Source organism: Arthrobacter sp. fls2-241-R2A-200, from assembly GCF_030209745.1.
Lineage (GTDB): Bacteria > Actinomycetota > Actinomycetes > Actinomycetales > Micrococcaceae > Arthrobacter.
Map to the genome: position 1 here is coordinate 1 of NZ_JARVRJ010000005.1, position 25,915 is coordinate 25,915.

A 25,915-nucleotide genomic window follows, 5' to 3' on the forward strand; every position below is an offset into this window, starting at 1 on the left:
AGCCATCCAGGACAAGCGTCAGGAACGACTCCGGATCCGGCGCTTCGCCGCCGAAAGGAACAAACAGAACATTCTCATCATCCTGCGCCATGGTCAGTCCTTGCCTCATCGCAGCTCTTTGCGATCTTCGCACGCAGATTGCGAGAACCGCAATCACTGCTGGCAAAAAGGCTGCTCGCAGGCCACTTAGTGCGGGCCATCAAGGCGCTCCACGGAACTCACTCCCGCTGTTCCCCGGCGCCCTAACATCAAAATGAATCTGCAGGTCAAGTACTCATTAGGGGAGAGCGTCAATACGTTCCCCGAAAGCTCACGATGTGCACGATTCGCACTTAGTGTCATTACTACTTTACATAATGTAGATTATCGGCGTTAAAGCAGGACGAGTAGAAGTAGATGAGAGAACCCGTCCCAACCTGCCTTCCGGCGTTTTCGCACGTCAGATGCGCCTGGCGATTGTTGGCGTCCATTAGCTGCCGCGACGGAGTGCGCGCGGTGGCGCGGCTCAGCAACGTAATCTCTCATTAGATGAGAGATTTTTGCGTACAGTTGGGTCAGTGAGTATCGAACCTGGGCGGATTCCGGCCTTTCTGACCAACGTGAATGTCGGGCTGCTGCGTGCCGAGGATCGCGTCTTTGAAGCGATGCTTGATGGCTGGCGGGCACAGATGCTGGCGCGCGGGTTGTCGACGTCGTATATCAAGAGCTCGTGCGGGACGGTCCAGCGGTTCCAGGAGCATGCGAATGAGTACCCGTGGACGTGGTCCGCGCACCACGTGGATGAGTTCCTGGCGGACCGGCGCAGCTCCGAGAAAGGTCTGGCTTTATCAACCCTGAGGGCTAATTCCGGCGCCATCAGGGCGTTCTGCTCCTACCTGACGGATGGACGTTACGGTTGGGCGGCCTTCTGCGAACGGGTTTTCTCGGACATCCCGGTGCAGGTCGTCTTCGAATGGAACTCGCCCCGGCACACAACGGATGATGCGATGCCGGCACGCCGCCGGGCGTTCACCAGGGCTGAGCTGCAGACCTTCTTCGACGCCGCCGACGACCTGGTCGACACCGAGTTCGCCAAGGGATCCAAGCGATGGCTTCCAGCCCTAAGGGACTCGACGGCGTTCAAAGTCGCCTACGCCTACGGGCTCCGGCGGCGGGAACTGGCCATGCTCGAATACGTCGACTTCGGGCCCAACCCGCACGTTGAGTCTTTCGGCCGGTTCGGGGCGCTCCAAGTGCGCTGGGCCAAGGGAACCAAGGGCTCAGGCCCCCGCCGCCGCACCGTTCTAACTGTCCCCGAATTCGATTGGGTCGTCGGGCTCCTTGAATACTGGCTCTCCCCTGACGGCCGCAAACGTTTCCCCACCGCCGACCGATCGGCCAGCCTGTGGCCCTCGGAACGCTCCGGCTCCACGGTTTACCGCAACTTCGACCGCTCCTTTCAGCGCGTGAGGAAAATCGCGGGCCTCCCGGAGGAACTGTCCCTGCACACGCTGCGGCATTCGTACGTGACGCACTTGATCGAGGCCGGCTACGACCCGCTGTTCATCCAGCAGCAGGTCGGGCACAGCTACTCCTCCACCACGGCCCTCTATACTTCCGTGTCGGCGGACTTCAAACAGAAGACCATCCAGAAAATGATCGCCCAGCGGCTACGCAGCGGCGGCACTGACGAGGGGAACGGCCATGGCTGAACAGCGACGGATCGGCTACCGCTGGAACCTCCGGCAACTGATGGCCCAACGCAACCTCTGGAAGACCACCGAGCTTCTCCCCCTGCTGAAATCCCGGGGTATCAATCTCTCCAACGCCCAGGTCCACCGGCTCGTCACCGGAACACCCGAACGCATTCCCGCCCAGACCTTCGCGGCGCTCTGCGACATCCTCGAATGCACGCCCAACGACCTCTTCGAACCCTACGTGCAGATGCGCGCTGCCAAGACAGCGAATGCACCGAAGAAGCCGGAAGACCTGGGAATCGCCCCCGGCGCACCTATCGCACGACGGATCCGCGTGCTGCCGCCGGACGAAGATGCCTAGGCCCCGGAAAGCCAGCGACCCCCCAACATGGCCCGAACCATGCGGACGCTGCGCTGAACACCACCAAATCGCGGTCCGCTGGCCCGACGGCGGAATCTGCGGCTACTGCTACCAGCAGGCCAAAAGAACCCGAGGCACCTGCGCCTGCGGTCACGAGGGCGTCCTGCCCGGCCGCGTCGACACGCTGCCGGCATGCCGGAGCTGCTCCGGAGTCCAGCTCAACATCGACTGCATCGGATGCGGGAGGGAGGATGAACTCCACTCAGGGAACCGATGCTGGTCATGCATCCTCGCAGCTACCGTCGACAGGCTCCTCAGTCCACCGGATAACCAGCCACCCTCCCCGGCGCTCCGGGCAGTCGCCACCGCCTTGAAGTCCATGAAGCGGGCCAACAGCGGCATGACCTGGATCCAGCAACCACACGTCACCGCCTTCCTCCAACAGCTCGCGGCCGCGCCTGTGATCACACACGCACGCCTCGACGAACTGCCGGCATCCCGCACCCGCGAATACGTCCGAGGACTGCTGGTCGAACACAATGCGCTGCCGCGCCGCGATGAACTCTGCGCAAGGTTTAGTGACTGGTCCGAGCAGGCACTCGAGCGGGTCACTAGCCAGAAGAATCGGGACATCATCCGGCGCTACATCCGCTGGCACCACCAGCGCCGGATGAACCAGATGGGCGAGGTCACCCAAGGCACGTTCCTGAGGGCCAAACAGTCAGTCACCGTAGCTATCGAACTTCTGAACTGGCTCACCGAACGAGACACTGAACTCGCAGAACTGACCCAAGCCCACCTGGACCGATGGCAAGCAGAAGGCCCCACGACGCGAGGCATCGCCTCACGCTTCCTCGACTGGGCAACCAGAACCAGCCTCATCGATCCCTCATTGAAGCTGCAGCCCCACCGCCGCGGCACCAGCCCAAGACTCGATGCAGCCGCTCAAGCAGAGCTCGTCCACAACCTAAGCCACACGACCGACATCAACCCGAGGGACCGCGCAGCAGCCATCCTCGTCCTGGTCTTCGGGCAGCAGGTTTCCGATATCGTCCAGCTGACGTGGGACGACGTCACCGTGACAGAGGATCTGGTCACGGTCACCTTCGGAGCCGTCGAGATCGCACTAACACCGCCGCTCGATGAACCCTGGCGCGAACTCGCAGCCACGCCAACCCATCACCAGACAGCAGCGCACCCCAACAGCAACTGGGTATTCCGCGGCGGCTCACCCGGCCGGCACATCCAAGCCTCAACCCTCACCCATCGATTGAGTAAGGCTTTCAGCAGCCGGGCGGCCAGGCTCGGAACACTGCACGAACTCACCAAACTCGCTCCAGTGGCCATCATCGCCGAAGCACTCGGCTACTCCCCAGCCACCATCGATCGACATGCCCTGGCATCATCGGCCAACTACATGGAATACATGTCCGCACTCTCCACGCATCAGTCGGAGGCAGGAGTTCGGTCCGCACCGTGAAGTAGCATGGCCGCATGTCTGACCCGGACGAAAACGAGGAACCGCTGCAGTCATTGCCCCCAGGGATGCCCAAAAGATACGCCGAGTACCGACCTGAGACTCCCGGCAAGCCCCTACCACCCCCAACGAACGTTGGAGGCTACGATGAGCTGCTCGAGTACTGCCAGCGGAAGGGGCTGTCTCTTCCTCGCTCGCGACAGGGACTCACAACAATTGATTCTCTGATTGAAAGCGCGGAAAACACGACGCCTCTGTCAGCCTTGGTAAGGCCAATAGGCATGTTTTATGGAGATGTCCTGACCCACACCATCTCTGGTGCGCACTGGAAAGTAATCAACGAGAATTTTCCGGAGGTCAGCATAACCACACGCACGAGCGTCTCGGTGATCGAGGTTGCGCAAAGACGGCTGGATCTCGGCCTGCCAACTCTGACAATGAACTACGATCATGCGCTGGACCTGGTACGGGGAGAGCCACCTCAAAGTCATTGAGACTTCGGTATAGGCCCGGATCGCCCCAACGGTTGCTAGAACACGCCTCTGGAACGGAGCTATAAGAACGCCGCAGCCAACGAGGGGCACCAACAACTCGTCCCACTTCAACACGTCCCGCTGCCAGTCTTCCTAGGTTCCTGGAAGCGGATGCCATCCACGTCGTTTCCTAACCACCCACGTACAACGCCAAGTGCTTACCTGTCAGCGTCGATCCGTGAGCTACAAGTTCCGCCGGGGTGCCGGTGAAGACAATGTTGCCGCCGTCGTGTCCGGCACCGGGCCCAAGGTCGATGATCCAGTCAGCGTGCGCCATGACTGCCTGATGATGCTCGATGACAATCACCGACTTCCCAGACTCGACCAAGCGGTCCAGCATTCCGAGCAAGTTCTGGACATCTGCCAGATGCAGCCCGGTTGTCGGTTCGTCGAGGATGTAGATGTCACCCTTTTCAGACATCTGGGTGGCAAGCTTCAGCCGCTGGCGTTCACCACCGGACAACGTTGTCAGCGGCTGACCCAGCGTCAGGTACCCAAGTCCGACGTCGGTCAGGCGGTCCAGGATTTTGTGGGCGGCCGGGGTACGAGCCTCACCTTCATTGAAGAACACTTCTGCCTCGTTGACAGACATTGCAAGCACTTCTGCAATATTGCGGCCGCCCAGTCGGTACTCAAGGACCGAAGCCTGGAACCGTTTCCCGTTGCATTCCTCGCAGGTGGACTCCACCGTAGCCATCACGCCCAGATCGGTGTAAATGACGCCAGCGCCATTGCAGGTCGGGCACGCGCCCTCCGAATTGGAGCTGAACAGTGCAGGTTTCACGCCATTGACTTTGGCGAAGGCTTTGCGAATCGGCTCCAGCAGCCCGGTATACGTTGCAGGGTTGCTGCGCCGCGAGCCCCGGATTGCACCTTGATCGATAACCACCACGCCATCACGCGGCGCCACGGAACCATGAATCAGGGAGCTTTTTCCAGAACCCGCAACACCGGTCAGTACACACAGGACACCCAACGGAATGTCGACGTCGACGTTCTTCAGGTTGTTTGTCGACGCTCCACGGACTGCAAGGAAGCCCGACGTCGGACGGACAGTCTCCTTGATGGCGGCACGGTCATCCAAATGCCGCCCGGTGATGGTGTCACTCCCCCGTAGTTCATTAACGCCACCTTCGAAGCAGACCGTTCCGCCGGCTGTTCCCGCGCCAGGACCAAGGTCGACGACGTGGTCCGCGATCGCAATGGCTTCGGGTTTGTGCTCCACCACCAGCACGGTGTTGCCTTTGTCCCGGAGTTGCAGCAAGAGCTGGTTCATGCGTTCGATGTCGTGCGGGTGAAGCCCAATGGTGGGTTCGTCGAAAACGTACGTGATATCGGTCAGCGAGGAACCCAGGTGCCGGATCATCTTGGTCCTCTGTGCCTCTCCCCCGGACAAAGTACCGGCCGGGCGGTCCAGGGACAGGTAGCCGAGGCCGATCTCCGCAAAGGAATCCAGCAAATGCTGCAAGCCTTTCAGGAGTGGCGCCACGGTCGGTTCGTCCAACTGCCGGATCCAAGCAGCAAGGTCGGTGATTTGCATTTTGCAGGCGTCCGCAATGCTGATCCCCTTGATTTTGGACGAGCGCGCCTCAGGGCTGAGCCTGGTTCCCTCGCATTCGGGGCACGTGGTGAAGGTGATGGCGCGCTCAACGAACGCCCGGATGTGCGGCTGGAGTGCATCAACGTCTTTGGACAGCATCGATTTCTGAATCTTGGGGATCAGGCCCTCATACGTCAGGTTGATTCCCTCCACCTTGATTTTGGTGGGCTCCCGGTAAAGGAGGTCCTGAAGTTCCCTTTTACTGAACTTGGCCAACGGCTTGTCCATGTCGAAATACCCTGACCCGCTGAAAATGCGCCCGTACCATCCATCCATGGAGTATCCGGGAATGGTGAGAGCACCTTCTTTCAGGGATTTGCTGTCGTCATAAAGGGCTGTGAGGTCGAAGTCGTTGACAGAGCCCATGCCTTCACAGCGGGAGCACATACCACCAAGCCGATTGAAAGATGCCTTTTCGGTTTTGGTTTTTCCTTCGCCGCGCTCCACCGTGATGGCGCCGCTGGCCTTTACCGTGGGGACATTGAACGAATATGCATTCGGCGAACCGATATGTGGCTGGGCCAAACGGCTGAAGAGGATACGCAACATAGCGTTGGCGTCCGTTGCCGTGCCAACCGTGGACCGGGGGTTGGAACCCATTCGTTCCTGGTCCACGATGATCGCCGTGGTCAACCCTTCGAGGAGGTCAACGTCCGGGCGGGCCAAAGAAGGCATGAATCCCTGGACGAATGAACTGTAGGTCTCATTAATCATTCGCTGCGACTCCGCGGCGATGGTCGCAAAGACCAATGAACTCTTACCCGAGCCCGAAACTCCGGTGAAAACCGTCAACCTTCGTTTGGGGATCTCAATGCTGATGTCCTTCAGGTTGTTTTCCCGGGCGCCTTGGACGCGGATCAAATCGTGGGTGTCCGCGACGTGCTGTGCAGGTTGCCGGGTGTTCGGACTCGTAGCAATGGTCATCTTTTCTCCATCCGGCTGGTGCCCCGCGTGGTGGCAGGCCGCAGCAATCACCGAGGCCATTACTGGTCATCGTGACCAGTCTCGATCAGTTGCTTCGATTCTGCCATTGTCTTCCACGGTTTACTCACTAAGAATGAAGCATGCCGGTATACATGAGGTCCCTCGAAACCGCAGTTCCGCCCACCATCCTAATTCAGCATCAAGCACGTGAAGTTTTTGCCTCGCAGCCAGGTTTGACGCGGCTCGGAACGCGTCTGGTCTCCACCTGCTTTGACTCCGCGGCCATTGACACGCGCTACACGGCAGTTGCCGAATTGAGCTTGGACGCGCATCCGGAAAATCCGCGATTCTTCGACCCCGAAACCAACAGGGTTCTTAGTCCCAGTACAAAGGTCCGTAACGAAATATTCGCCACGGAGGCCACCAAGCTCTTCGTAGAGGCGGGCAAGTCTGCTGTAGCCCAAGCATCGGGAATCGACCTTGATGACATCACCCACGTCATCACGGTCTCCTGCACCGGGTTTTTCAACCCTGGCCCGGATTACAAGGTGGTCCGTGCTTTGGGGCTCAACCCGGCCGTGCAGCGCTATCACCTCGGATTTATGGGATGTTACGCGGCTTTTCCGGCGCTGAAAGCGGCCAAGCAATTCTGCCTCGCCGATCCGGAGGCGGTGGTCCTGGTCATTTGTGTTGAGCTTTGCTCCTTGCATGTGCGGACATCGAATGATCCGGACACCATCATGGGGTCGGCTATTTTTGGCGATGGTGCGGCGGCCGCCGTCGTCACAGCCCGGGAACCCCAGGGGCCGGACCCGGTGGTCCGCTTGGACCACTTCGAAACGGTCCTAACGCCGGTAGGCGAAGAAGCCATGGCGTGGAACATCGGTGACGAGGGATTTGAAATGGTGCTCGGATCCTATGTGCCGCACATCATCGAAGAGCACATCACTGGGGCCTTGGAACCGCTCCTTGCGAAGGAACCGGAACTGGCAGCGCTCCCCTACCGGGATATCAAACACTGGGCCATTCACCCTGGCGGAAGAAGCATCCTGGACAAGGTCGAGTCCAAATTGGAGCTCACCGAGGCGCAATTGGTCCCCGCCCGGGAGACGTTGCGGGAGTACGGCAATATGAGCAGCGCGACAGTTCTCTTTGTCTTGAAGTACATGCTGGGCCAACCTGCCGAGGACAGGGAAGAACGTATATGTTCCATGGCGTTCGGCCCCGGCCTGACGGTAGAGACGGGCCTCTTCACGCTGGTGTCCCCCAGCCTGTGAGCCCTTGGGGACCGCTGCGACAGCGTGATGAGGTGGCCGTCGAGGACATGGATCGACCTGATTGCGATCCCAAGCGGCTGGAGAAGACGTACGCGCGCTTTCCGGTGGTGAACCGCCTCCTTTCCGGATGGCATGGAACCTATCGACGCCGTATCAAGCCGCTGCTCGAACGGGAGGGCAAAGCGTCCCTGCTCGATATTGGTTGCGGCAGCGGGGATGTGGCGCGCAGCCTGGCGCGCTGGGCCAGCAGCGACGGTTACAGCCTCACGGTCACCGCGATCGACCCGGATGCCCGGGCTTTTTCCTTCGCATCCCAAGCCCCGCCGGTGCGAGGCGTGGAATATCGCCAGGCGCACAGTTCCGAACTCGTCGCCGAAAACCTAACTTTCGACGTCGTCATCTCCAACCACATCCTTCACCACCTCGACCCACCGCAGCTGGCCGGAGTCCTGCACGACTCTGAAGTGCTCTCGCGGAGCCTTGTGCTGCATAACGACCTCCGGCGCAGCAATGCTTCCTATGTTCTTTTTATGGCAGGATTTTGGCCCCTCGGAGTTGGTTCCTACATTTGTGGTGACGGGCTCGTGTCGATCAAGCGGAGCTACACACCATCGGAACTGGCGGCCGTGGTTCCGGCACAGTGGCGGGTGGAAAGAAACGGCCCGTGGCACCATCTGTTGACCTTTCACCCCCGTGCCGGCCAAGACCGTGCGCCGGGAATGCTACGCGGGGAGGACCATGCCTGAGGTCGTCATTGTCGGCGCCGGACCGGTCGGCCTCTTTGTGGGGCTCCTTCTCCTGCAGCGTGGCCACCACGTCCGGATCCTGGAACGGCGGCGAACGCGAAGCACCCGATCGCGCGCCATAGGCGTTCACCCGCCGGCCTTGGTGCATTTGGCCCGGGCTGGAGTCGCGGACGAGTTGATCGACGCCGGTGTCCGCATCCGCGAGGGAATCGCGTATAGCCAACGTCGCGATGTTGCCCGGTTGTCGTTCTCAGGGGACGCGAACTTCCCGTTCATCCTGGCCGTGCCGCAGCCCGTCACGGAGGACACCCTGGAGCGTGCGGTCCTGCGCTTGGACCCGTCGGCGATCATCCGCGGCGCTGACGTGAAAGAGATCGACGACGGCGACGCTGGCCCGGTTCGCGTTCTCGCCGCGACAGAATCGGGAGAGCTCGACCTTTTGGCCCATGTGGTCATCGCTGCCGACGGCGCGCACTCCCGGCTGAGGCAATCGTTGCTACCGGACCTGCCTGCGCGAACCTATCCGGACAGCTACATCATGGGCGATTATTCTGACCACACGGGGCACGGGAGCTCCGCGGTGTTGTATCTGGAGCCACCGGGTATCGTGGAGTCCTTTCCGCTGCCCCACGGTGTGCGCCGCTGGGTGGTGAGGTTGGGCGCGCCGGATCCGGGCTCGACGGCGGCACAGCTGGCGGACTTGATAGCGGACAGGACAGGCGAGCACGTGGATCCGGCCAGCAACACGATGCTCAGTGCCTTTGATGTGCAGGCTCGATTGGCTAAGAGGATGGTGCACGGCCGGATGGTCCTGCTCGGCGACGCCGCGCATGAGATCAGCCCTATCGGTGGTCAGGGAATGAATCTTGGATGGTTGGACGCAGCCGCACTGGCACCCCTCATGGGAGCTCTCCTCACGGGAGACACCGTCCAAGCCCGACTCGATGAATTCGAGAAGCGTCGACGCCGTGCGGCATTGCGGGCGTCGAGGCAGGCAGGAATCAACATGGCTTTGGGCAGGCCGTTGCCCGCTAAAGCCATGACCGCCAGGAACGCGCTGTTTGCTGCCGCCCTCGCCGTTCCGCCCGTCGCGACTTTGGTAGAGCGGCGTTTCACCATGCGTTAGTCCCGCCGTCGTCGTGCATGGGTCAGCGGGCCAGGTCCAGGTACTGAGCTGGGCGGCCGTGGCGATAGGCTCGAAGCATGACCCACCTCCTTGGTGGGGCCGTTGGCCCCGCCACCAATTTCAGCGCCAGCCAAATCCGGGACGCCGTCCGGCGACTGCTTGATGAGGAGCAGCTTCCGGCGATTGTCCAGGCCGGACACCCCGTGTTGCGCCAGTTTGCTGCGCCATATGACGGGCAGTTGGACGACGCCGAGCTCTCCGCGCTGGTGGAGCGTATGCGCCAGGTGATGCACGCTGCCCCGGGCGTTGGACTGGCCGCACCCCAGTTGGGCATCCCCCTCCAACTGGCGGTCCTTGAGGATCAGTTCGAGGTGGATCCGGCGTCGGCCGCGGCGAGGCACCGGGAACACCTGCCGTTTTTCGCCATCATCAATCCTCAATACCGTCCCCTCGGTGGAGAAACGGCCGCGTTTTATGAGGGCTGCCTATCCGTCGCCGGCTACCAGGCGGTGGTGTCCAGGCACCGCAACGTGGAGCTCAGCTACCTGACGCCGGAAGGCGTGGCCGCGGAAGAATGGTTCTCGGGCTGGCAAGCCCGCATCGTCCAGCACGAAACCGACCACCTTCACGGCGTCCTCTACCTGGATCGCGCCGAACTCCGGTCCCTCTCCAGCAATTCGGAGCACTCTATGCGTTGGTCTGCGCCGGGGATTGACGACGCGAAACGCAGCTTGGGCTTCCTGACCGACTGAGCCGGGCTATCGGCGGTCCCCCGTAGGATTAAAGCCATGTTGCCCGACGCCGTTGCCGCCCTCCGCTGTCCTGTTTGCTCGGGCACTTTCGTTCTTGACCACCAAGCACAGCTGACGCTCAAGTGTCCGACGGGGCACGCATTCGATGCTGCGAAGCAGGGATATTTCAACCTGCTGACGGGTAAGGGAACGGTCTTCGAGTCCGATTCCGCGCAGATGGTGGCGGCGCGCCAAAGATTCCTGGACGCCGGGCATTATGCCCCCCTTGAGGAAGCTGTTGCGGGGTTGGCGTCAGATTTCCTTGACCGGCCCGGCTCGCTGGTACTCGACGCCGGCACCGGTACCGGCCATTACCTGCGGACAGTACTGGACGCGTCGCCAAAGGCGGCGGCCATTGGGTTGGATATTTCCAAGTTTGCCCTGCGGCGTGCGGCCCGGCTTAACCCTGAGGCCGCCAACCTGGTCTGGGACCTCTGGCGTCCCCTGCCTGTGGCAGATGACGCGGTGGACGTCGTCATGGTGGTGTTTGCGCCACGAAACCCCGCTGAGTTTGCCCGGGTGTTGCGTCCTGGCGGAACGCTGATCGTCGTGACGCCGCAGCCTGGTCATCTCGCAGAGCTGGCTTCCCTCGGAGGCATGCTCAAGATCGAGGAAGGGAAAGCCGAACGCCTTGCTGCCACGATGAGCGGATATTTCACTGAGGCGGTGGAGCACACCTTGGACGTCCCCCTCGTCCTCAGCGGATCTGAGATTACAGACCTTGCCTATATGGGGCCGGCTGGGCACCACTTGCGCCGCGAGGAGATCGACGCGCTGTTACACGGCCGGGCAACCCTGGCCACCACGGCAAAGTTCCAGCTCAGCGCGTTTACCGGTGTTCCCCGGCTCTCCTAGCGGCTGGTCGCATTGCCCCGGACCACTGACGCTGACCCCGGTCTCGGACTAGGATGAAGGGATAGAGACTGCGATCCTGTTTACGGGGTCCAGGACCAAGGGGGACGTAATGTTTGAATGGCTCGGCGAGAACTGGTGGGCCCTCTGGCTCACGGTTTTTCTTGCGTTCGCAGTGGTGGAGATGTTAACGCTCAGCCTCTTCTTCATCATGCTGGCAGGAGGTGCCCTGGCAGGCTTGGCCGCTGACTTTGCGGGTGCCCCGTTCTGGCTGCAAATCGTCATCTTCTCCGTCGTCTCGCTTTTGATGATTGCTTTCGTCCGGCCCATCGCGCTGAAGCACCTCCACAAAGGTCCTGAAGAGCAGCGCACCAATATCGACCGCCTGATTGGGCAGTCCGCCTTGGTACTCGAATCCGTCAGCGGCACCAGCGGACTGGTCAAGATCGGCGGCGACGTCTGGAGCGCCCGCAGCACCGCTGGGATTCTCGACGCCGGCGCAACTGTCCATGTGACAAAAATTGAAGGTGCGACGGCGGTGGTCACCTCATCTGCCGACAACAGCCCGAGCTAGCCGGCGGCTAACAGCCGGCATCTGGAGTTTTTCGGATGGTGGGCCGGCAAGTCCGCCCGCGAAGCCGTATGAACCACTCAATTGGGGAACGAAGGAGACGTATGGACGGCTTAGGAGGAACAGCCGCAGCGATTGTGCTGGTTGTTCTCGTCATTTTTGTCATTATTGTGCTGGTCCGGTCCGTGAGGATCATTCCGCAGGCGCGTGCCGGCGTGGTTGAACGGCTCGGCAAGTATCAGCGCACGCTCAACCCTGGGCTGACCATCCTGATCCCGTTCGTGGACCGGCTCTTGCCGCTGCTTGATCTCCGTGAACAGGTGGTGTCCTTCCCACCGCAACCGGTCATCACCGAAGACAACCTGGTGGTGTCAATTGACACCGTGGTCTACTTCCAGGTCACCGACCCTCGGGCGGCGACGTATGAAATCGCCAACTACATCCAGGCAGTGGAGCAGTTGACCACTACTACCCTCCGTAACGTCGTGGGGGGGCTGAACCTCGAAGAGGCTCTCACATCCCGTGACCAAATCAACGGCCAACTGCGCGGCGTCCTTGATGAAGCGACGGGCCGTTGGGGTATTCGTGTGTCACGTGTTGAACTCAAGGCGATCGACCCGCCGCACTCCATCCAAGACTCTATGGAGAAGCAGATGCGAGCCGAACGTGATCGGCGAGCAGCCATCCTCACGGCCGAAGGTACCAAGCAGTCTCAGATCCTCACCGCCGAAGGCCAGCGCCAAGCAGCCATCCTCGCAGCTGAAGGTGATGCAAAAGCCGCTATCTTGCGTGCCGATGGTGAGGCGCAAGCGATCCAGAAAGTCTTCGACGCCATTCACAAAGGCAATCCCGACCAAAAGCTCCTTGCCTACCAGTACTTGCAAACCCTGCCCAAGATTGCCGAAGGCAGTTCCAACAAGCTGTGGATCATCCCCAGCGAAGTGGGCGAGGCCCTTAAAGGTATTGGCGGTGCGCTGGGCGGGAGCCTGGAGGATTCTCCAGCGGCCAGTCTGTTCACCGATGGCGCGGACCCAGGGAACGCCAAGCGTGAAGCGACCACGGAGCAGTCCCGGACTGCCGGATAGGCCTACAAGGAACGGAAGCGAGGGACGGTCAGTCACATCGGCTGGCCGTCCCTGACTTTCACCGCTTTGAGTAGTTGCACCTGCTCGGCGTATAATAGGTTATTTGTCCGGCTCATTCAGTACGGACGGAACAATAAAGCTTGGCCAGGCGTTGCATTGAGTGATGCACGGTGTGAAGAAGTAGTCCGTAATGTCCGCCAAGATCGTCATGGCGGTTTACGGTAAACGCGGAGTTAGTGCTCCGTGATCAGACAGAGGGAGTAATCATGAGTGATCGCAGCCTGCGGGGTATGCGTCTTGGCGCCCAAAGCATGGAAACCGAATCCGGCGTCGAACCGGCACCGCGCCAGCGGGTCGAGTACCGCTGCGAGGATGGCGAGCAGGTCTTCGTAACCTTCTCCTCGGAAGCTGAAATTCCCCCGGTGTGGGTTTCCAAGACCGGCAAGGAAGCCCTTCTGGTAGACGGTGAGCGCCCCGTGGACGCCAACGAAAAAGCCGTTCGCACCCACTGGGACATGCTCCTGGAGCGCCGCAGCCTTCCCGAGCTGGAGCAGATCCTTGAGGATCGACTGAATATCCTGCGCGAACGCCGCGGTGAGCGCCGGTCCGCATAGTGCGGAAATGCACATAGTACGGAAGTCTGTATAGTACGGAAACGGAACGGCCGGGCTGGTCCTTCTCGAACCAAGCCCGGCCGTTTTTTGTGCAGTCTTCGCGCTATTTAGCCCGTGCCGGCGTCTTGCTTGTTAGCTTCGCCCAGCGGGCGGCGATGCCCCACTTGGTCACGTTGATCATGGCTTCGACCACGATGTTGCCGCTCATCTTGGATGCTCCAAGTTCGCGTTCCACAAACGTGATGGGCCTTTCCTCGATGCGCAGCCCGAGCTTGGCCACACGCCAGGCCAGATCCACTTGGAAACCATAGCCAACAGAGTCCACTTCATCGAGTTTCAGTGCCTCGAGGGTGCTGCGGCGGAAAGCGCGATAGCCGCCCGTCACGTCTTTGATTTTGACCCCCAGCATGATGCGTGCATATGTGCTGCCGATCCGGGAGATAGCCTGCCGGTACAGGGGCCAGTTGACCACGCTTCCACCTTGGACCCACCGCGAACCCATCGCGAGGTCCGCCCCGTTCTCCACAGCGTCCAGGAGGAGGGGCAACTGCTCCGGCTTGTGGGATCCGTCGGCGTCCATCTCAACCAGGACGTCATATCCTGCAGCCAACCCCCACTTGAACCCGGCAATGTACGCCGCTCCCAAGCCCTCTTTGCCCTTTCGGTGCAGAACATGGACCTGGCCATCAGCTGCAGCGGCCTCGTCAGCCAGCTGTCCGGTGCCGTCAGGGCTGTTGTCGTCGACCACCAGGACGTCCGAATGCGGTACTGCTGCACGCAGCCGACCCAAAGTCTTGGGAAGCGATTCGAGCTCGTTGTAGGTGGGAATGATCGTCAGGACACGCAAGAAGAGGCCTTTCCTTGATGGAGCGGTCGTAGTGCCGGAGCAACTTTACAGCTGGCGTCCTGGCGCAACTCCCCATTATAGGACGACGCCGGGCCGCGCCACTGCGGGTGTGGCCCGGGCCACATCGGAGACTATTCGCGAAGGGAAGGCGCCGCGAACAGTTCATGGCCTTCCCTGACGGTCTGCAGGCAGACTGGGTCCTTGCCTGTGTCAAGGGCCGGCAGCAGCGGGGTCCTGGCTCGGGGATCGGTACTCCACGACTGAACGCGGCTGTCTGCAACCTGGACCATGAGCTCCTCCACTTCCCACACCGCGAAGCTCGCCGGAGCTCCGGGAACGAGCTGGCCCATCAATGGATTGCGGTGCTTGCTCGCCCGCCAGCCGGCGCGGGTATGGCCCAGGAACGCGGCCCTGGCGGAAATCCGTTGCTCCGGATTGCTGTGCTCCAAGCACGCCCGGACGCTCGACCACGGCCGCAGCGGTGTCACGGGACTGTCACTGCCGAAGGTAACGGGGACACCCTTGGCGTAGAACGAAGCGAACGGATTCATCGCTTTGCTGCGGTCACCGAGGCGTTGTTCGTAGAGACCACCGGGGCCTCCCCACGCGGCGTCGAACCCGGGCTGCACGCTCACCGTCACCGAGTACTTGGCCAGTCTGTCGATCGCTTCCGCGTCTGCGAGCTCGACGTGTTCCAGTCGATGCGCAGCTGCTCGGATACGCTGCTCCCCTACTTCGCTGGATGCCATATCCAAGGCATCCAGCACCGCGCCCAGCCCGGCATCACCGATCACATGGAAACCGGCTTGCACACCCAAAGCAGAGGTGGCGGCAAGATGCGCGGCTGCCTGTTCAACGGACAGGTACAGGCTGCCCCGCTCTTCCGGGGCGTCAGAGTAACCGTGGCTCAAAGCTGCCGTGCGTGAACCAAGCGAACCATCGATGTTCAGGTCACCAGCGAGGCCAAGGACGTTGCCGCCCATCTGCTGCACGATGGCACCGGCGTGTTCTTCCGAGGTGGCGAGCTCGCCCCAGTACGGCAGGACCTGGGGGTAGGCGGGTGCGTCGTTCCATGAGATCGCCATCCGCAGGTCATCCGGACCACAGATATGGGGGGCTGACATCTCGGCCAACGCCACGTACCCGTTGGCGGCGGCTTCCCGGAGCGCGCGTTCCTGGTAATCGCGCCGCTCCGACTCGGGCAGCTCACGCGCGGCGCGCCTGGCTGCGCTATGTGCTGCGCGGCGCACCTGCGCCGTTCTGACGCCACCCTCGGAGCCCGAAGCCTTTGGCTCTGCCTCGAAGCCATCCATGCCTTTCAAGCCCGCCGCTACGGCCAACGACGACGAGATAAGTGCCGAATGGACGTCGATTCTGGAAAGGTAGACTGGCCTGCCCCCTGCCGCCCTGTCCACTTCCTCAAGGGTAGGGAGAGTGGACTGGTGCCAGGCCGTTTCATCCCAACCGTGGCCCAGGACGGCGCCCGTCCCTGGGGCGGCAGCGACGGCGTCGAGCAGCTCTTGGCTGGAACGGACCCCCGCGAGGTCCAGCCCACTGGCGGCGAGCCCCGTTTCGGTCAGGTGCATGTGCGAGTCGACGAACCCGGGGGCCAGCAATGCACCGCGTAGGTCGATAATCTCCATGGAGGAGTCAGCGATGGACGTCGCGGCCTGTTCAGAGCCCACCCACGCCACCGTATCGCCGTCCACCACCATGGCTGTCGCGAAAGGGTCAGCGGCGGTGTAGATGGAACCGTTCCGATACATGGTGACTTTACGGCGGTTGGATTCCTCGGGGGCGCCGGTGGACACGCCTGGCTGGTTCATGCTTTGTGCTCCTTGAGCGTAGTACTTGAGCGGAGGGAAGACGTCAGGCTGCGGGGTTCAGGCCACGGTTGAGTAGGCGACGACGCCCCTCCGCACCAGGTCAATGGATTCACGGCATATCCGCGCCACACGAGGATCCAGTTGGGGAATCTTGGCGAGCTGGTCCAGCAGGTCAACCACCTGTTTGGCCCAGCGCACAAAGTCACCGGCAGCAAGGTCGGTGCCGTGGAGGACATCCTGCAGATGCCGGCCCCTGGCCCACCTGTACATGGGCCACATCAGCCCGAGTTCCGGTTCACCCGTGAGGGGAAGCCGGTAGTGTTCCTCAGTGTCCTCCAGCTGTGACCATTCCCGGACCACGATGTCCACCGCTGATTCCAAAGCAACGGAAGGCATCCTGGGGCGGAGTCCGCGGTCTTCGCGCTTGGCCTGATACACCAACGTCGTGGCAAAAGAGGCAAGCTCCGCAGCATCGAGATCGTTGAGTGCCCCTTGCCTGACAGACTGTGAGATCAGAAGGTCCTTTTCGCCGTAGATGCGGCGAAGCCGTTGGCCGTGGTCGCTGATGGTGACGCGTCCGGCGTCGTTCGTTTCCAAGTAGCCGTATGCAGACAGGACGTCGCAGACCCGGTCGAAAGTCTTGGCGATAGTGTTGGTTCTGCCCTGGATCTGCCGAACCAGGCCGTCCGTTTCTTTCCGGAGTTTCCACCAACGTTCGGACCACCGTGCATGGTCCTCGCGCTCACTGCATCCATGGCATGGGTGCGCCCTGAGTGCGCGCCTGAGATCGGCAATGTGCTGCTCCTGGTCCGGAAGCCTTGCGCCCAACCCAAAGTCCTCATGCCTGCTGTTCCGGGGACTCTGCGGAGCGTCCTCGCTGATGGCGTGCCGCATCGCCGCTGCGAGGTCCCGGCGCGACTTGGGGACCTTGGCGTTGAACGCTTTGGGGATCCTGATCCTCGTGACGGGAGAGACAGGTCCGTCAAGGTCATGCACACCGATCCGGCGAAGCTGGTTATCGGAGGTCAGAACCGACGGCCGGGGCTCGCGGGCGTTCGGATCGACGTCGAGGATCAGCGCGTGGCCAGCCAACCGCCCGCTGTAGATCGTGATCACGTCTCCCGGAATGAGCCGCGTCAAGGAGTCGGCCACCCTGGACTTGCGGGCCCGGTGATGGTCACGGGCCGCAAAGTTCTCGGCGTCGCTGAGCTCGCGACGAAGCTTGGCGTACTCCGTGAAGTCGCCCAGGTGGCATTGCATCGACTTTGCGTAGCCGGCCAGTGACTCCTCGCGGCCACGGACCTGCCTGGCCAGGCCCACCACGGAGCGGTCCGCTTGGAACTGGGCAAAGGAGGATTCCAGGATCTCACGCGCCCGAGTCCTGCCGAACTGGGCAATCAGGTTGATGCTCATGTTGTACGTGGGCCGGAAACTCGAATTGAGGGGGTAGGTGCGCCTTGAGGCGAGGCCCGCAACTGCTGCCGGGTCCGTTCCCGGTTGCCACAGAACCACGGCGTGGCCTTCGACGTCGATGCCGCGCCGGCCGGCGCGTCCGGTGAGCTGGGTGTACTCCCCCGCGGTGATGTTAACGTGCGCTTCGCCGTTGAACTTTTCCAACTTTTCCAACACCACGCAGCGGGCGGGCATGTTGACGCCGAGGGCCAGTGTTTCCGTTGCGAAGACCGCCTTGACCAGGCCATCCGCGAAGAGCTTTTCCACCACCTCTTTGAAGGTGGGAAGCATGCCGGCATGGTGTGCAGCGAAGCCGCGGAGCAAGCCGTCGCGCCAGCCCCAGAAGCCCAGGACATCGAGGTCGTCCGCCGGAATTTCATGGCTTGCCTCATCTACCCGCTGGGCAATGATCTGCTGCTCCTGCTCGGTGGTCAGCCACAAGCCCGAAGCAGCACACTGTGCCACCGCGGCGTCGCAGCCTGCCCGGGAAAAAATGAAGGTGATCGCTGGCAACAGGTCCTGGCGGCGGAGGCTCTCGATGACCTGGGGGCGGCTTGCCTTCCTGACCGGGCTGCGCTGTTCGGTTTGCTGCCGCTCGTCACGGTAGCGGTCTTGGCGGCGCCTGCTACGGCTCCCGTGGCTGTAGCGCGCGCCCATGTTCATCCGGCTTTCCGAACGCGCCATTGCCAACAGGTCCGGATTCACCTCAAACTCAGGCCCGGTCACTGCTTGGCGCACGGCAGCAGCTGCGGCACTCTTGGCCGACGTCTTATGCTTGCGGCGAGCCGCAACCGGTTCTTCGCCGATTTCATCGCTCTCCGAGAGACCGGGAACGTCATCGCCAGCCGCGGACGCGGCCACGCTGCCAGGAGCGATGGCATCGAAGGTGACATCACCGGCAAAAAGGTCGACGATCTCCCGACCAACCATGACGTGTTGCCAGAGCGGCACAGGGCGGTGCTCGGAGACGATCACATCGGTATCACCACGGACGGTGTCCAGCCAAGCACCGAATTCCTCTGCGTTGGACACCGTTGCACTCAGGGAGGCAACCTGGACCTCGCTGGGCAGGTGGATGATCACTTCTTCCCAGACGGCGCCACGGAATCGATCGGCCAAGTAATGGACTTCGTCCATGACCACAAAGCCGAGGTCACCGAGAGTCTCGGAGTCCGCATACAACATATTGCGAAGCACCTCGGTGGTCATCACGACCACCGGGGCATCACCGTTGATGCTGGTATCACCGGTCAGCAACCCTACGTTCGCTTGCCCGTATTTTGCCGCCAACTCGGCAAATTTCTGGTTACTCAAGGCTTTGATCGGGGTGGTGTAGAAAGCTTTCAACCCGCGTTGGAGCGCGAGGAAAATGGCGAACTCTCCAACTATTGTCTTTCCGGCGCCGGTCGGAGCTGCAACGAGGACGCCCCGGCCTTCCTGCAACGAGCGGCAGGCTTCACGTTGGAAGTCGTCCAGGGCGAAGTCCAGTGACCGGGCAAATGCACCTAAGTACGTCTTGGCCTCAGCTGCCCTGGTGGCTGCAGCCTGGTAACGGTCTGCTGGAGATGACGACCCGAAAGTAGAGGACATACATCCAGCCTAGTGGCCGGAGGTCTAGAGATTCTCCAGTTCCGCAGCGGGCGTTGCGATATCCGCCGTGGCCTCGGTCTCAGCCTCACGCCTGATCATCCGACGCTCACGACGCCGGTCATTCCACAGGCACACGCCAACTGCAGCGAAAAACAGCACGAGCATGGGAGAAGCAAGGTAAAACATGCTCATGGCGTCCGCTCCGGGAGCCGCCATGGCCGCGAACAAACAGACCAGGAAGATGGTGATACGCCAACTCTTCACGAGTTGCTTGCCCTTGATGATTCCGGCAAGGTTGAGCCCCACCAAAACCACCGGCACGAGGAAAGCGATGCCAAAGGCCAGCAGTAGCCTCAGGACAAAGGACAGGTAAACGTCCGCGCTGATGAAGTTCGATCCGCCGGCGGGTGTGAAGTCGGTCAGTACCCGGACGGCGTTCGGGAGCACGAGCCACGCCAACAGCACGCCGCCAACGAACAATGGCACCGCTGCCGCCACAAAGGACAGCGCCATGCGGCGCTCTTTCTTGTGGAGCCCGGGCACGATGAAGGCCCAGAGTTGGTAGATCCAGACAGGACTGGAAAGGATAAGCCCCAGGAAGACCGAAACCTGGACCATGAGATCGAAGGAACTAGCGACGCCGTCGAAGTTCAGCGTGGCCGCGCGCCCTTCTTTGTGGTTCAGGTCCGTGATCGGTTTGATCAACGCCGTCAGCAAGGGCTGGTAGACAATGAACCCCACGACGGTCCCGAGGACAACGCCAATGGCAGCCTTGAAGAGCCGGTTCCTGAGCTCCTTGAGGTGGTCAAGCAAGCCCATCCGGGCTTCGGGGTTGGCCTTGCGCCCCTTCGTTTCTACCACTTCTCTTTAGACGCGGGTGGCGGGCGGAACGTCGGTCTCGCCCTTGCTGCTGGTCTTGACGTCAGGGTGGCCGACGACGGTGCCTTCTACGGCGTCAGTCGATTCCGGGGCGTCCTTCTTCTCCGAGGAGCCGTCCTTTTTCATTTCACGGACTTCGGATTTGAAGATACGCATCGACTGACCGATGCTGCGTGCCATCGAGGGCAATTTTGGCGCAGCGAAAAGCAACAGCGCCAAAACGATGATGATGATGAGATGCCAGCCTTCGAGCCTCATGTGGGGAGGTCCTTTCCTTTTGGGTACATCCTACGTCTAACTGAATTCGATGTCGTGCAGGGATTGTGGCTGACCCCGCTCGGCCTTGCGCTGGATGCGCTTCCGGCGTCGAACTTCCTGGCGGGCGGCTTTGGCCGTCACGTAATCATGACGCATCTGCTCGGGGGAGGCAAAAACCGCAGAGCCCTGTTCGGGGCGCTCATTCGGCGCATCGTGAGCCTCGATGTCGGGGTCAGTGCGGGCGGCCGGCAAGGAACTGAACTTCTTGCCCGCCTCCCCCAACTCCCGGACGGTAGACATCATCTTCCGGTACAGGCGATATCCCAGCGTCACGTGAAGGAGCAGGGAAAGGGCTATGAGCGCGATCCATAACAGGATCCAGAACCACCAAGGCATCTGAGTAGTCTAGCCAGCCACGCTGCCGGCCGCCGACTCGTACTGCGCAAGGGACGCCTTGAGCCACGTTCCGGTCTCGGTATGAACTGCTTCCGGGGCCAGCACCCTGGCCGCGCCGCCGTGCTGGGAGATGAACATCGGCACCCAACCGGCGTTGCCGAAGCGGACTTCGGCGAGCAGTCCGCCGTCGGGACGCTGCGCGGTGCGTTCGGCGTAATAGTCATCGGCCAGCCCGGCACCTTGCCGCGTCAGTTCGAGTGTCACCAGCACGTCGTCGTCACTTGGCGTGAACAGCCGCGCCGGAAAATCCTGCCCGGTGCTCGCCGTGTGGGAAGCTGCCCGGCCATTGGCCGCGAGGCTTTCCACCCGGTCCAGCCGAAAGTTCCGGATTCCGGCGGCGCTGTGGCAATAGGCCTCGAAATACCAGGTGTTGTCCAGCGAATACAGGCGAAGCGGATCGACGTCGCGCTCGGTGATCTCGTCCTTTTGGAGTGACAAATAGCGGAGATGCAGTTGCTGGCCGTCCCTGATGGCCTGGGTAATAGTGGCGAAGGACTGCGATTGTTCGGGGGCAACCGACTGCCCTGAGACCGAACCAGCGAGGCGTCCGGCCGTCCCCGCAGCGCCCGTCAACTTGATGGTGACGGACTCCAAGGCACTTCCCGGTTGGTCTTCGGGCATGCCGGCCAACTGCGGCAAGTCCCCCAGCATGGCCAAACCCGTGAGGAGCGCGGCAGCCTCGTCCTCGCTGAACTTGACCGGCCTGTTCAGGTCCAGGTGCTCGGAGATATAGACGTGGTCGTCTTCCCACTGGATATCGAGCAGGTCATCCGGGTAACCGCCCGGCAGCCCCGAACAAATGAGGATTTTCAGGTCGTCGATGAGCTGCCTGCGGCTGATACCGAACCGGTCGGCAACCTCCTGGATGTGCAGGCCCTGATGGTGGACCAGGAACGGAACCAGCTGCAACATCCTGGCGAGCTGGTCCTCGGACGTGCGCTTCCGGGCCCTCGGTGCCCGGCCGGCGTCGGGGAACGTGGGTGCGACGGCGGGGCTGGTGTGGAAGTCCAAGGCGGCCTGGAGGCGGCGGACGACGGCGGCACGCAAGTCCGCCGGTTCCTGGACGAGGACACGGGGACCGTAGGAGGCAAGCTCCTCCGCGAGCTGCTCCGGATCACGGAACTCGACCACGACGCGGTCTCGGGCTGGACTGCCCGTGGCTGGTTCTTGCGCGGTCACGGCCCGCCTGCGCAGCGCAAGCAACCTGCCTAGGTCCACTTCCAACGTGGCTTGGCGCAACGGGAGTTCGTTGAGTTCATCGAGTTCAGCCCGGGCGTTGAATCCCGCCGGAGGTTCGCATGAGCTTCCCGGCACGGCTGTGACGGCGGTGGTCATGCGTGAGAGCCTGAAGAACCTCTTGGCTCCCCTGGCCCGGTCCCAACCGACCAGATACCACTGACCAAAGCGGCTGCCCAAACCCCAGGGTTCGACTTCCCGCTGCTCCTCCCGGCCCGTGCTGCCGGCCAGGTAACCGAAGCGGACGGTATGCCGACCATGCATGGCCGCAACGACGTCGTCGAACGCCTGCCCGGCGGGTTTAATTCTGGGCTGGACTCCCGCCGGGAGGTCGACGTCGGTGAACCCGCCTGCCGCCTGGAGCTTACGGACGGCACTGGCAGCTGCTGTGCCGAGAGCCGCCCGCTCCCATAGCTGGGCCGCTAGCAGCAACACTGTTGACTCGGCCGGGGTGAGGACCACCTCGGGGAGCCTGTTGGAGTCCTTGCCAATCCGATACCGGGTGGTTCCGGGGTCGTCGTTACCAAAGCTGCTGCGGTCAACGATCGTTTCAATTTCGAAACCGAACTGTTTCAGGTCAACCTTGTCACGCTCGAACATCCGCCCGAAAGCGACGTCGTTCTCGGCAGAGTCTTTGTAGACCTTCTCCCTGAGAACGGCGCGCGGGAGTCCTACCTTGGTGTTGAGCAAAGCCAAGAGGAGGTTCAGGAGGCGTTCAGTGCGGGATGCAGACACGCTTGCTACGTTACTAAAGACCGGGCAGAAAGCAGCAAGGCGCGTCACCGACCGGTACAAACCGGGGGTGACGCGCCTTGCTGAGTGTTACGCCTTGGGGTCAGTCCGAGGCTCAGCCCTAGCGGACAGCGACGAGGTCAACGACGAAAATCAGGGCCTCGTTGGGCTTGATTGCTCCGCCGGCGCCACGGGATCCGTACGCGAGTTCGGAAGGAATTTCCAGACGACGGCGGCCGCCGACCTTCATGCCGAGGAGCCCCTGGTCCCATCCCTGGATGACCTGGCCAACGCCCACGCGGAAGTCCAAGGGTGCACCGCGGCCCCACGACGCGTCAAACTCTTCGCCGGTGGACCAGGCCACGCCGACGTAGTGGGTGGAAACGGTGTCTCCTGCCTTTGCCTCGGCACCGGTTCCCTCAATGAGGTCGGTGATGACGAGATCGGTGGGGACGTCGCCTTCGGGGAAGTCGATTTCGGGCTTGGTGCGGTCGAAGTCACGCTGGCCAAAAGACATGGATTCTCCTTGGTGTGAGGGATAAAGAGGTGTCGGGAACAAGCTTAGGGCAGCGCCATGTAGTCCTGGCGCCGGTACGGTGACTTACTGGATTCCGAGGATGTCCACCACGAAGACCAAATCGCCCTTCGCGTCGCCCTGGCCTGCGGCGCCGTATGCCAAGTCCTGTGGGATGACCAAGAGCACGCGGGAGCCTACGGTCTTGCCTTCCAGGCCCTGGGTCCAGCCCTTGATCACACCGGAGAGGGGGAAACTCGCCGTCTGGCCGCGGTCGAAGCTGGAGTCGAACTTGGTGCCGCCGACGAGGTTGACGCCCACGTAGTTGACAGTGAGTGTGTCGGTCGCCTTGACGGCGGGACCATTGCCCTTGATAAGGTCCTGGGCAATCAGTTTGGTGGGAGCGGCCACGCCTGTAACGGAGATCTGGGGCACGCCCTTATCGTCATCCTTGACGGTCGGCAGCCCGGCCGGAGGCGTCACAGTCGTGCCTTCCGGCTTGGAAAGCACGGGGGCTGCATCCTTGGCCGAAACGATTTTGAAGACTACCAACTGGGTGGTTGCAGCTTCGGTGCCGGAGGCAGTACCGGGAGCGGCGTAGGCCACGTGGGAACCGATCTTGGCGCCAACGATGGCGTTGTAGATGACCGAGTTGCCTGACTTCAGCTGGTCATTGAGTTGGATGGGCTGCGGACCGTTGGTGTAGGCATCCTCCACAGTCTTACCGTCGCTGCCGTTCACGGCCAAGTAGACGAGCTGGGCGGTTTGCCCGGCCTTGACGCGAGCCCCGGTACCTTCACTGACCACCTTGATGGTGGGCTCCGTGACGGTGAGCGGCTTGGTGAAGTCGAGGCCCGGGGCCTTGGTGTCGCCGTTGTCCGTCACCTTGACTGACGCAAGCTTGGAGGTATCACCAGCTGTTTGGCTGGTGGGCTCGGCAGCCGGAGTGCTTCCTCCTCCCCCGCACGCAGTCATGAGCAACAGGGCCGGAATGAGAATTGCTAAAAGTCGGCGCACAAAAACACTTTCGTCGGGGCAAGGGAGACTCGGAACGGCGCAGTGCGCATCCAAGCGGCTTCTCTCTTGGCAAGAGAGCACTACCCAGACTAACCGGTGAAGCTGGGAATCAACCCATAGAGTCCAGGAGGGCGTCCACCCGCTCGTCGACACTGCGGAAGGGATCCTTGCACAGAATCGTCTGGTGGGCCCGGTCGTTGAGCTTCAGGTGCACCCAGTCCACGGTGTAATCCCGGCCGAGCTCCTGGGCCCTGCGGACAAAATCGCCGCGCAATTTAGCCCGGGTGCTCTGGGGCGGAGCGTCAACGGCATCCTTGATGTCGGTTTCGGTGACCAGCCGACGGGCAGCTCCCCGGGCCTGAAGTAGGAAGAAGATACCGCGCTGGCGCGAAATATCGTGATACGTGAGATCGAGTTGGGCGATCCGGGGCGAATCGAGGTTGAGCTGGTGCCGCCTCATGTAGCCATCCATGAGTTTCTTCTTGATGGCCCAATCCACCTCGGTGTCGATCGTGCTGGTGTCGCCGCTTTCGATTGCGTCCAGGGTGCGGGTCCACAGGTCCAGGATGAGGGGCACGTGGCTGTTGTGGGCGCCGTTCGCGGCTACGAACTCCGTCACTTTGCCAAGGTACTCGCGCTGGATATCGAGCGCCGTCAGTTGCCGCCCATTCGCCAGCCGCACCAGCGCCCGGCCGGTCAGGTCGTGGGAGATCTCCCGAATGCTGCGGATAGGGTTCTCCATCCGCATGTCCCGCATGATGACGCCAGCCTCGATCATGCGGAGGATGAGGTCAACCGTTCCGACCTTAAGCAACGCAGAGGTTTCGGACATGTTCGAGTCCCCCACGATCACGTGGAGGCGGCGATAGAACTCGGCGTCTGCGTGGGGCTCGTCGCGGGTGTTGATGATGGGGCGCGAACGGGTGGTGGCTGAGGACACGCCTTCCCAGATGTGGTCCGCGCGCTGGGAGAAAGCGAAGGTTGCTCCGTGGGGGGTTTTCAGGACCTTTCCGGCACCGGCAATCAATTGCCGGGTGACAAGGAACGGGATCAGGATCTCTGCCAGCCGGGAGAATTCTCCGCGGCGGGGTATGAGGTAGTTTTCGTGGCTACCGTAGGAATTGCCTGCAGAGTCGGTGTTGTTCTTGAACAGATAGACGGTACCGGTGAACCCCTCTGCGGCCAGCCTTGCTTGGGCTTCGTCCACCAGGTCATCAAGAATGAGCTCCCCTGCCCTGTCGTGCGCTATCAGCTGGGCGAGGTCGTCGCATTCGGCCGTGGCGTACTCGGGATGGGATCCGACGTCCAAGTAGAGGCGCGAGCCGTTGGTCAGGAACACATTCGATGACCTCCCCCAGCTGACCACTTTTCGGAAAAGGTAGCGGGCTACTTCCTCCGGTGCCAAGGGCCGGGAGTCAGGGCTTGAATACGAGATGCCGAATTCTGTCTCGATGCCGAATATCCGCTTGTCCATA

General features: G+C 61.8%; 23 protein-coding genes. 12 read left to right on the forward strand and 11 right to left on the reverse strand.

What is annotated here, in order from left to right; translation table 11 throughout:
* The first annotated feature begins 557 nt into the window (after positions 1-557).
* The 4 genes from QRN42_RS05575 to QRN42_RS05590 all read left to right on the forward strand — a co-directional run bounded on the left by QRN42_RS05575 (position 558) and on the right by QRN42_RS05590 (position 4,008).
* The gene (locus tag QRN42_RS05575) at positions 558-1,691 is read left to right on the forward strand and encodes a tyrosine-type recombinase/integrase (protein ID WP_284974630.1); all 1,134 of its coding nucleotides are present in this window, start codon (positions 558-560) and stop codon (positions 1,689-1,691) included.
* Positions 1,684-2,037, forward strand: coding sequence for a helix-turn-helix domain-containing protein (locus tag QRN42_RS05580; protein WP_144648897.1), 354 nt, complete (start codon positions 1,684-1,686; stop codon positions 2,035-2,037). The genes QRN42_RS05575 and QRN42_RS05580 overlap by 8 nt, the downstream gene beginning before the upstream one ends.
* A gap of 379 nt (positions 2,038-2,416) precedes the next feature.
* A complete protein-coding gene (locus QRN42_RS05585) occupies positions 2,417-3,517 on the forward strand; it encodes a tyrosine-type recombinase/integrase (RefSeq protein WP_350224864.1) in 1,101 nt (366 codons plus the stop codon).
* A 14-nt stretch (positions 3,518-3,531) separates the two neighbouring features.
* On the forward strand, positions 3,532-4,008 hold the full coding sequence (locus QRN42_RS05590; protein ID WP_284974632.1) for a DUF6278 family protein: 477 nt from the start codon (positions 3,532-3,534) through the stop codon (positions 4,006-4,008).
* 169 nt (positions 4,009-4,177) lie between these two features.
* On the opposite strand, the gene QRN42_RS05595 is transcribed toward QRN42_RS05590, so the two are convergent.
* Positions 4,178-6,571, reverse strand: a complete 2,394-nt coding sequence (locus QRN42_RS05595) for an ATP-binding cassette domain-containing protein (RefSeq protein ID WP_284978301.1) — start codon at positions 6,569-6,571, stop codon at positions 4,178-4,180.
* A 140-nt stretch (positions 6,572-6,711) separates the two neighbouring features.
* Here QRN42_RS05595 and QRN42_RS05600 point away from each other — a divergent pair, with 140 nt between their 5' ends.
* The 8 genes from QRN42_RS05600 to QRN42_RS05635 all read left to right on the forward strand — a co-directional run bounded on the left by QRN42_RS05600 (position 6,712) and on the right by QRN42_RS05635 (position 13,633).
* Positions 6,712-7,848, forward strand: coding sequence for a type III polyketide synthase (locus QRN42_RS05600; protein ID WP_284974634.1), 1,137 nt, complete (start codon positions 6,712-6,714; stop codon positions 7,846-7,848).
* Positions 7,845-8,594, forward strand: coding sequence for a class I SAM-dependent methyltransferase (locus tag QRN42_RS05605; protein WP_284978302.1), 750 nt, complete (start codon positions 7,845-7,847; stop codon positions 8,592-8,594). The genes QRN42_RS05600 and QRN42_RS05605 overlap by 4 nt, the downstream gene beginning before the upstream one ends.
* Positions 8,587-9,720, forward strand: a complete 1,134-nt coding sequence (locus QRN42_RS05610; RefSeq protein WP_284978303.1) for an FAD-dependent oxidoreductase — start codon at positions 8,587-8,589, stop codon at positions 9,718-9,720. The genes QRN42_RS05605 and QRN42_RS05610 overlap by 8 nt, the downstream gene beginning before the upstream one ends.
* Positions 9,721-9,797: 77 nt before the next feature.
* Positions 9,798-10,472, forward strand: a complete 675-nt coding sequence (locus QRN42_RS05615; protein ID WP_284978304.1) for a peptide deformylase — start codon at positions 9,798-9,800, stop codon at positions 10,470-10,472.
* A gap of 36 nt (positions 10,473-10,508) precedes the next feature.
* Positions 10,509-11,366 carry a methyltransferase domain-containing protein gene (locus QRN42_RS05620; RefSeq protein ID WP_284978305.1) on the forward strand — a complete coding sequence of 286 codons (858 nt, stop codon included), beginning with the start codon at positions 10,509-10,511 and terminating at the stop codon, positions 11,364-11,366.
* Positions 11,367-11,475: 109 nt separating this feature from the next.
* Positions 11,476-11,937 carry an NfeD family protein gene (locus QRN42_RS05625; RefSeq protein ID WP_284974639.1) on the forward strand — a complete coding sequence of 154 codons (462 nt, stop codon included), beginning with the start codon at positions 11,476-11,478 and terminating at the stop codon, positions 11,935-11,937.
* Positions 11,938-12,038: 101 nt separating this feature from the next.
* The gene (locus QRN42_RS05630) at positions 12,039-13,019 is read left to right on the forward strand and encodes an SPFH domain-containing protein (protein WP_284978306.1); all 981 of its coding nucleotides are present in this window, start codon (positions 12,039-12,041) and stop codon (positions 13,017-13,019) included.
* A gap of 266 nt (positions 13,020-13,285) precedes the next feature.
* Entirely contained in the window at positions 13,286-13,633 is a 348-nt protein-coding gene (locus QRN42_RS05635) for an RNA polymerase-binding protein RbpA (RefSeq protein WP_011774875.1), read from the forward strand.
* Positions 13,634-13,736: 103 nt separating this feature from the next.
* Here the strand turns inward: QRN42_RS05635 and QRN42_RS05640 are convergent, their stop codons facing one another.
* The 10 genes from QRN42_RS05640 to pafA form a co-directional block, all read right to left on the reverse strand.
* On the reverse strand, positions 13,737-14,480 hold the full coding sequence (locus QRN42_RS05640; protein ID WP_284974641.1) for a polyprenol monophosphomannose synthase: 744 nt from the start codon (positions 14,478-14,480) through the stop codon (positions 13,737-13,739).
* 131 nt (positions 14,481-14,611) lie between these two features.
* Positions 14,612-16,306: an amidohydrolase gene (locus tag QRN42_RS05645; RefSeq protein WP_284978307.1), complete on the reverse strand. Its 1,695-nt coding sequence runs from the start codon at positions 16,304-16,306 to the stop codon at positions 14,612-14,614.
* Positions 16,307-16,363: 57 nt separating this feature from the next.
* Positions 16,364-19,348, reverse strand: a complete 2,985-nt coding sequence (locus QRN42_RS05650) for a DEAD/DEAH box helicase (protein WP_284978308.1) — start codon at positions 19,346-19,348, stop codon at positions 16,364-16,366.
* A gap of 24 nt (positions 19,349-19,372) precedes the next feature.
* The gene (gene tatC / locus QRN42_RS05655; RefSeq protein ID WP_284978309.1) at positions 19,373-20,209 is read right to left on the reverse strand and encodes a twin-arginine translocase subunit TatC; all 837 of its coding nucleotides are present in this window, start codon (positions 20,207-20,209) and stop codon (positions 19,373-19,375) included.
* Between the two features lie 6 nt (positions 20,210-20,215).
* On the reverse strand, positions 20,216-20,485 hold the full coding sequence (gene tatA / locus QRN42_RS05660) for a Sec-independent protein translocase subunit TatA (protein ID WP_284974645.1): 270 nt from the start codon (positions 20,483-20,485) through the stop codon (positions 20,216-20,218).
* A 36-nt stretch (positions 20,486-20,521) separates the two neighbouring features.
* Positions 20,522-20,881, reverse strand: a complete 360-nt coding sequence (locus QRN42_RS05665) for a hypothetical protein (RefSeq protein WP_284978310.1) — start codon at positions 20,879-20,881, stop codon at positions 20,522-20,524.
* A 9-nt stretch (positions 20,882-20,890) separates the two neighbouring features.
* Positions 20,891-22,912, reverse strand: a complete 2,022-nt coding sequence (locus tag QRN42_RS05670) for a helix-turn-helix transcriptional regulator (RefSeq protein WP_284978311.1) — start codon at positions 22,910-22,912, stop codon at positions 20,891-20,893.
* Positions 22,913-23,030: 118 nt separating this feature from the next.
* Positions 23,031-23,426, reverse strand: a complete 396-nt coding sequence (locus tag QRN42_RS05675) for an FKBP-type peptidyl-prolyl cis-trans isomerase (RefSeq protein ID WP_026540707.1) — start codon at positions 23,424-23,426, stop codon at positions 23,031-23,033.
* A gap of 84 nt (positions 23,427-23,510) precedes the next feature.
* Complete coding sequence (locus QRN42_RS05680) at positions 23,511-24,440, reverse strand: FKBP-type peptidyl-prolyl cis-trans isomerase (RefSeq protein WP_284978312.1); 930 nt, start codon at positions 24,438-24,440, stop codon at positions 23,511-23,513.
* A 109-nt stretch (positions 24,441-24,549) separates the two neighbouring features.
* Entirely contained in the window at positions 24,550-25,914 is a 1,365-nt protein-coding gene (pafA, locus tag QRN42_RS05685; RefSeq protein ID WP_284974649.1) for a Pup--protein ligase, read from the reverse strand.
* Position 25,915 lies beyond the last annotated feature (1 nt).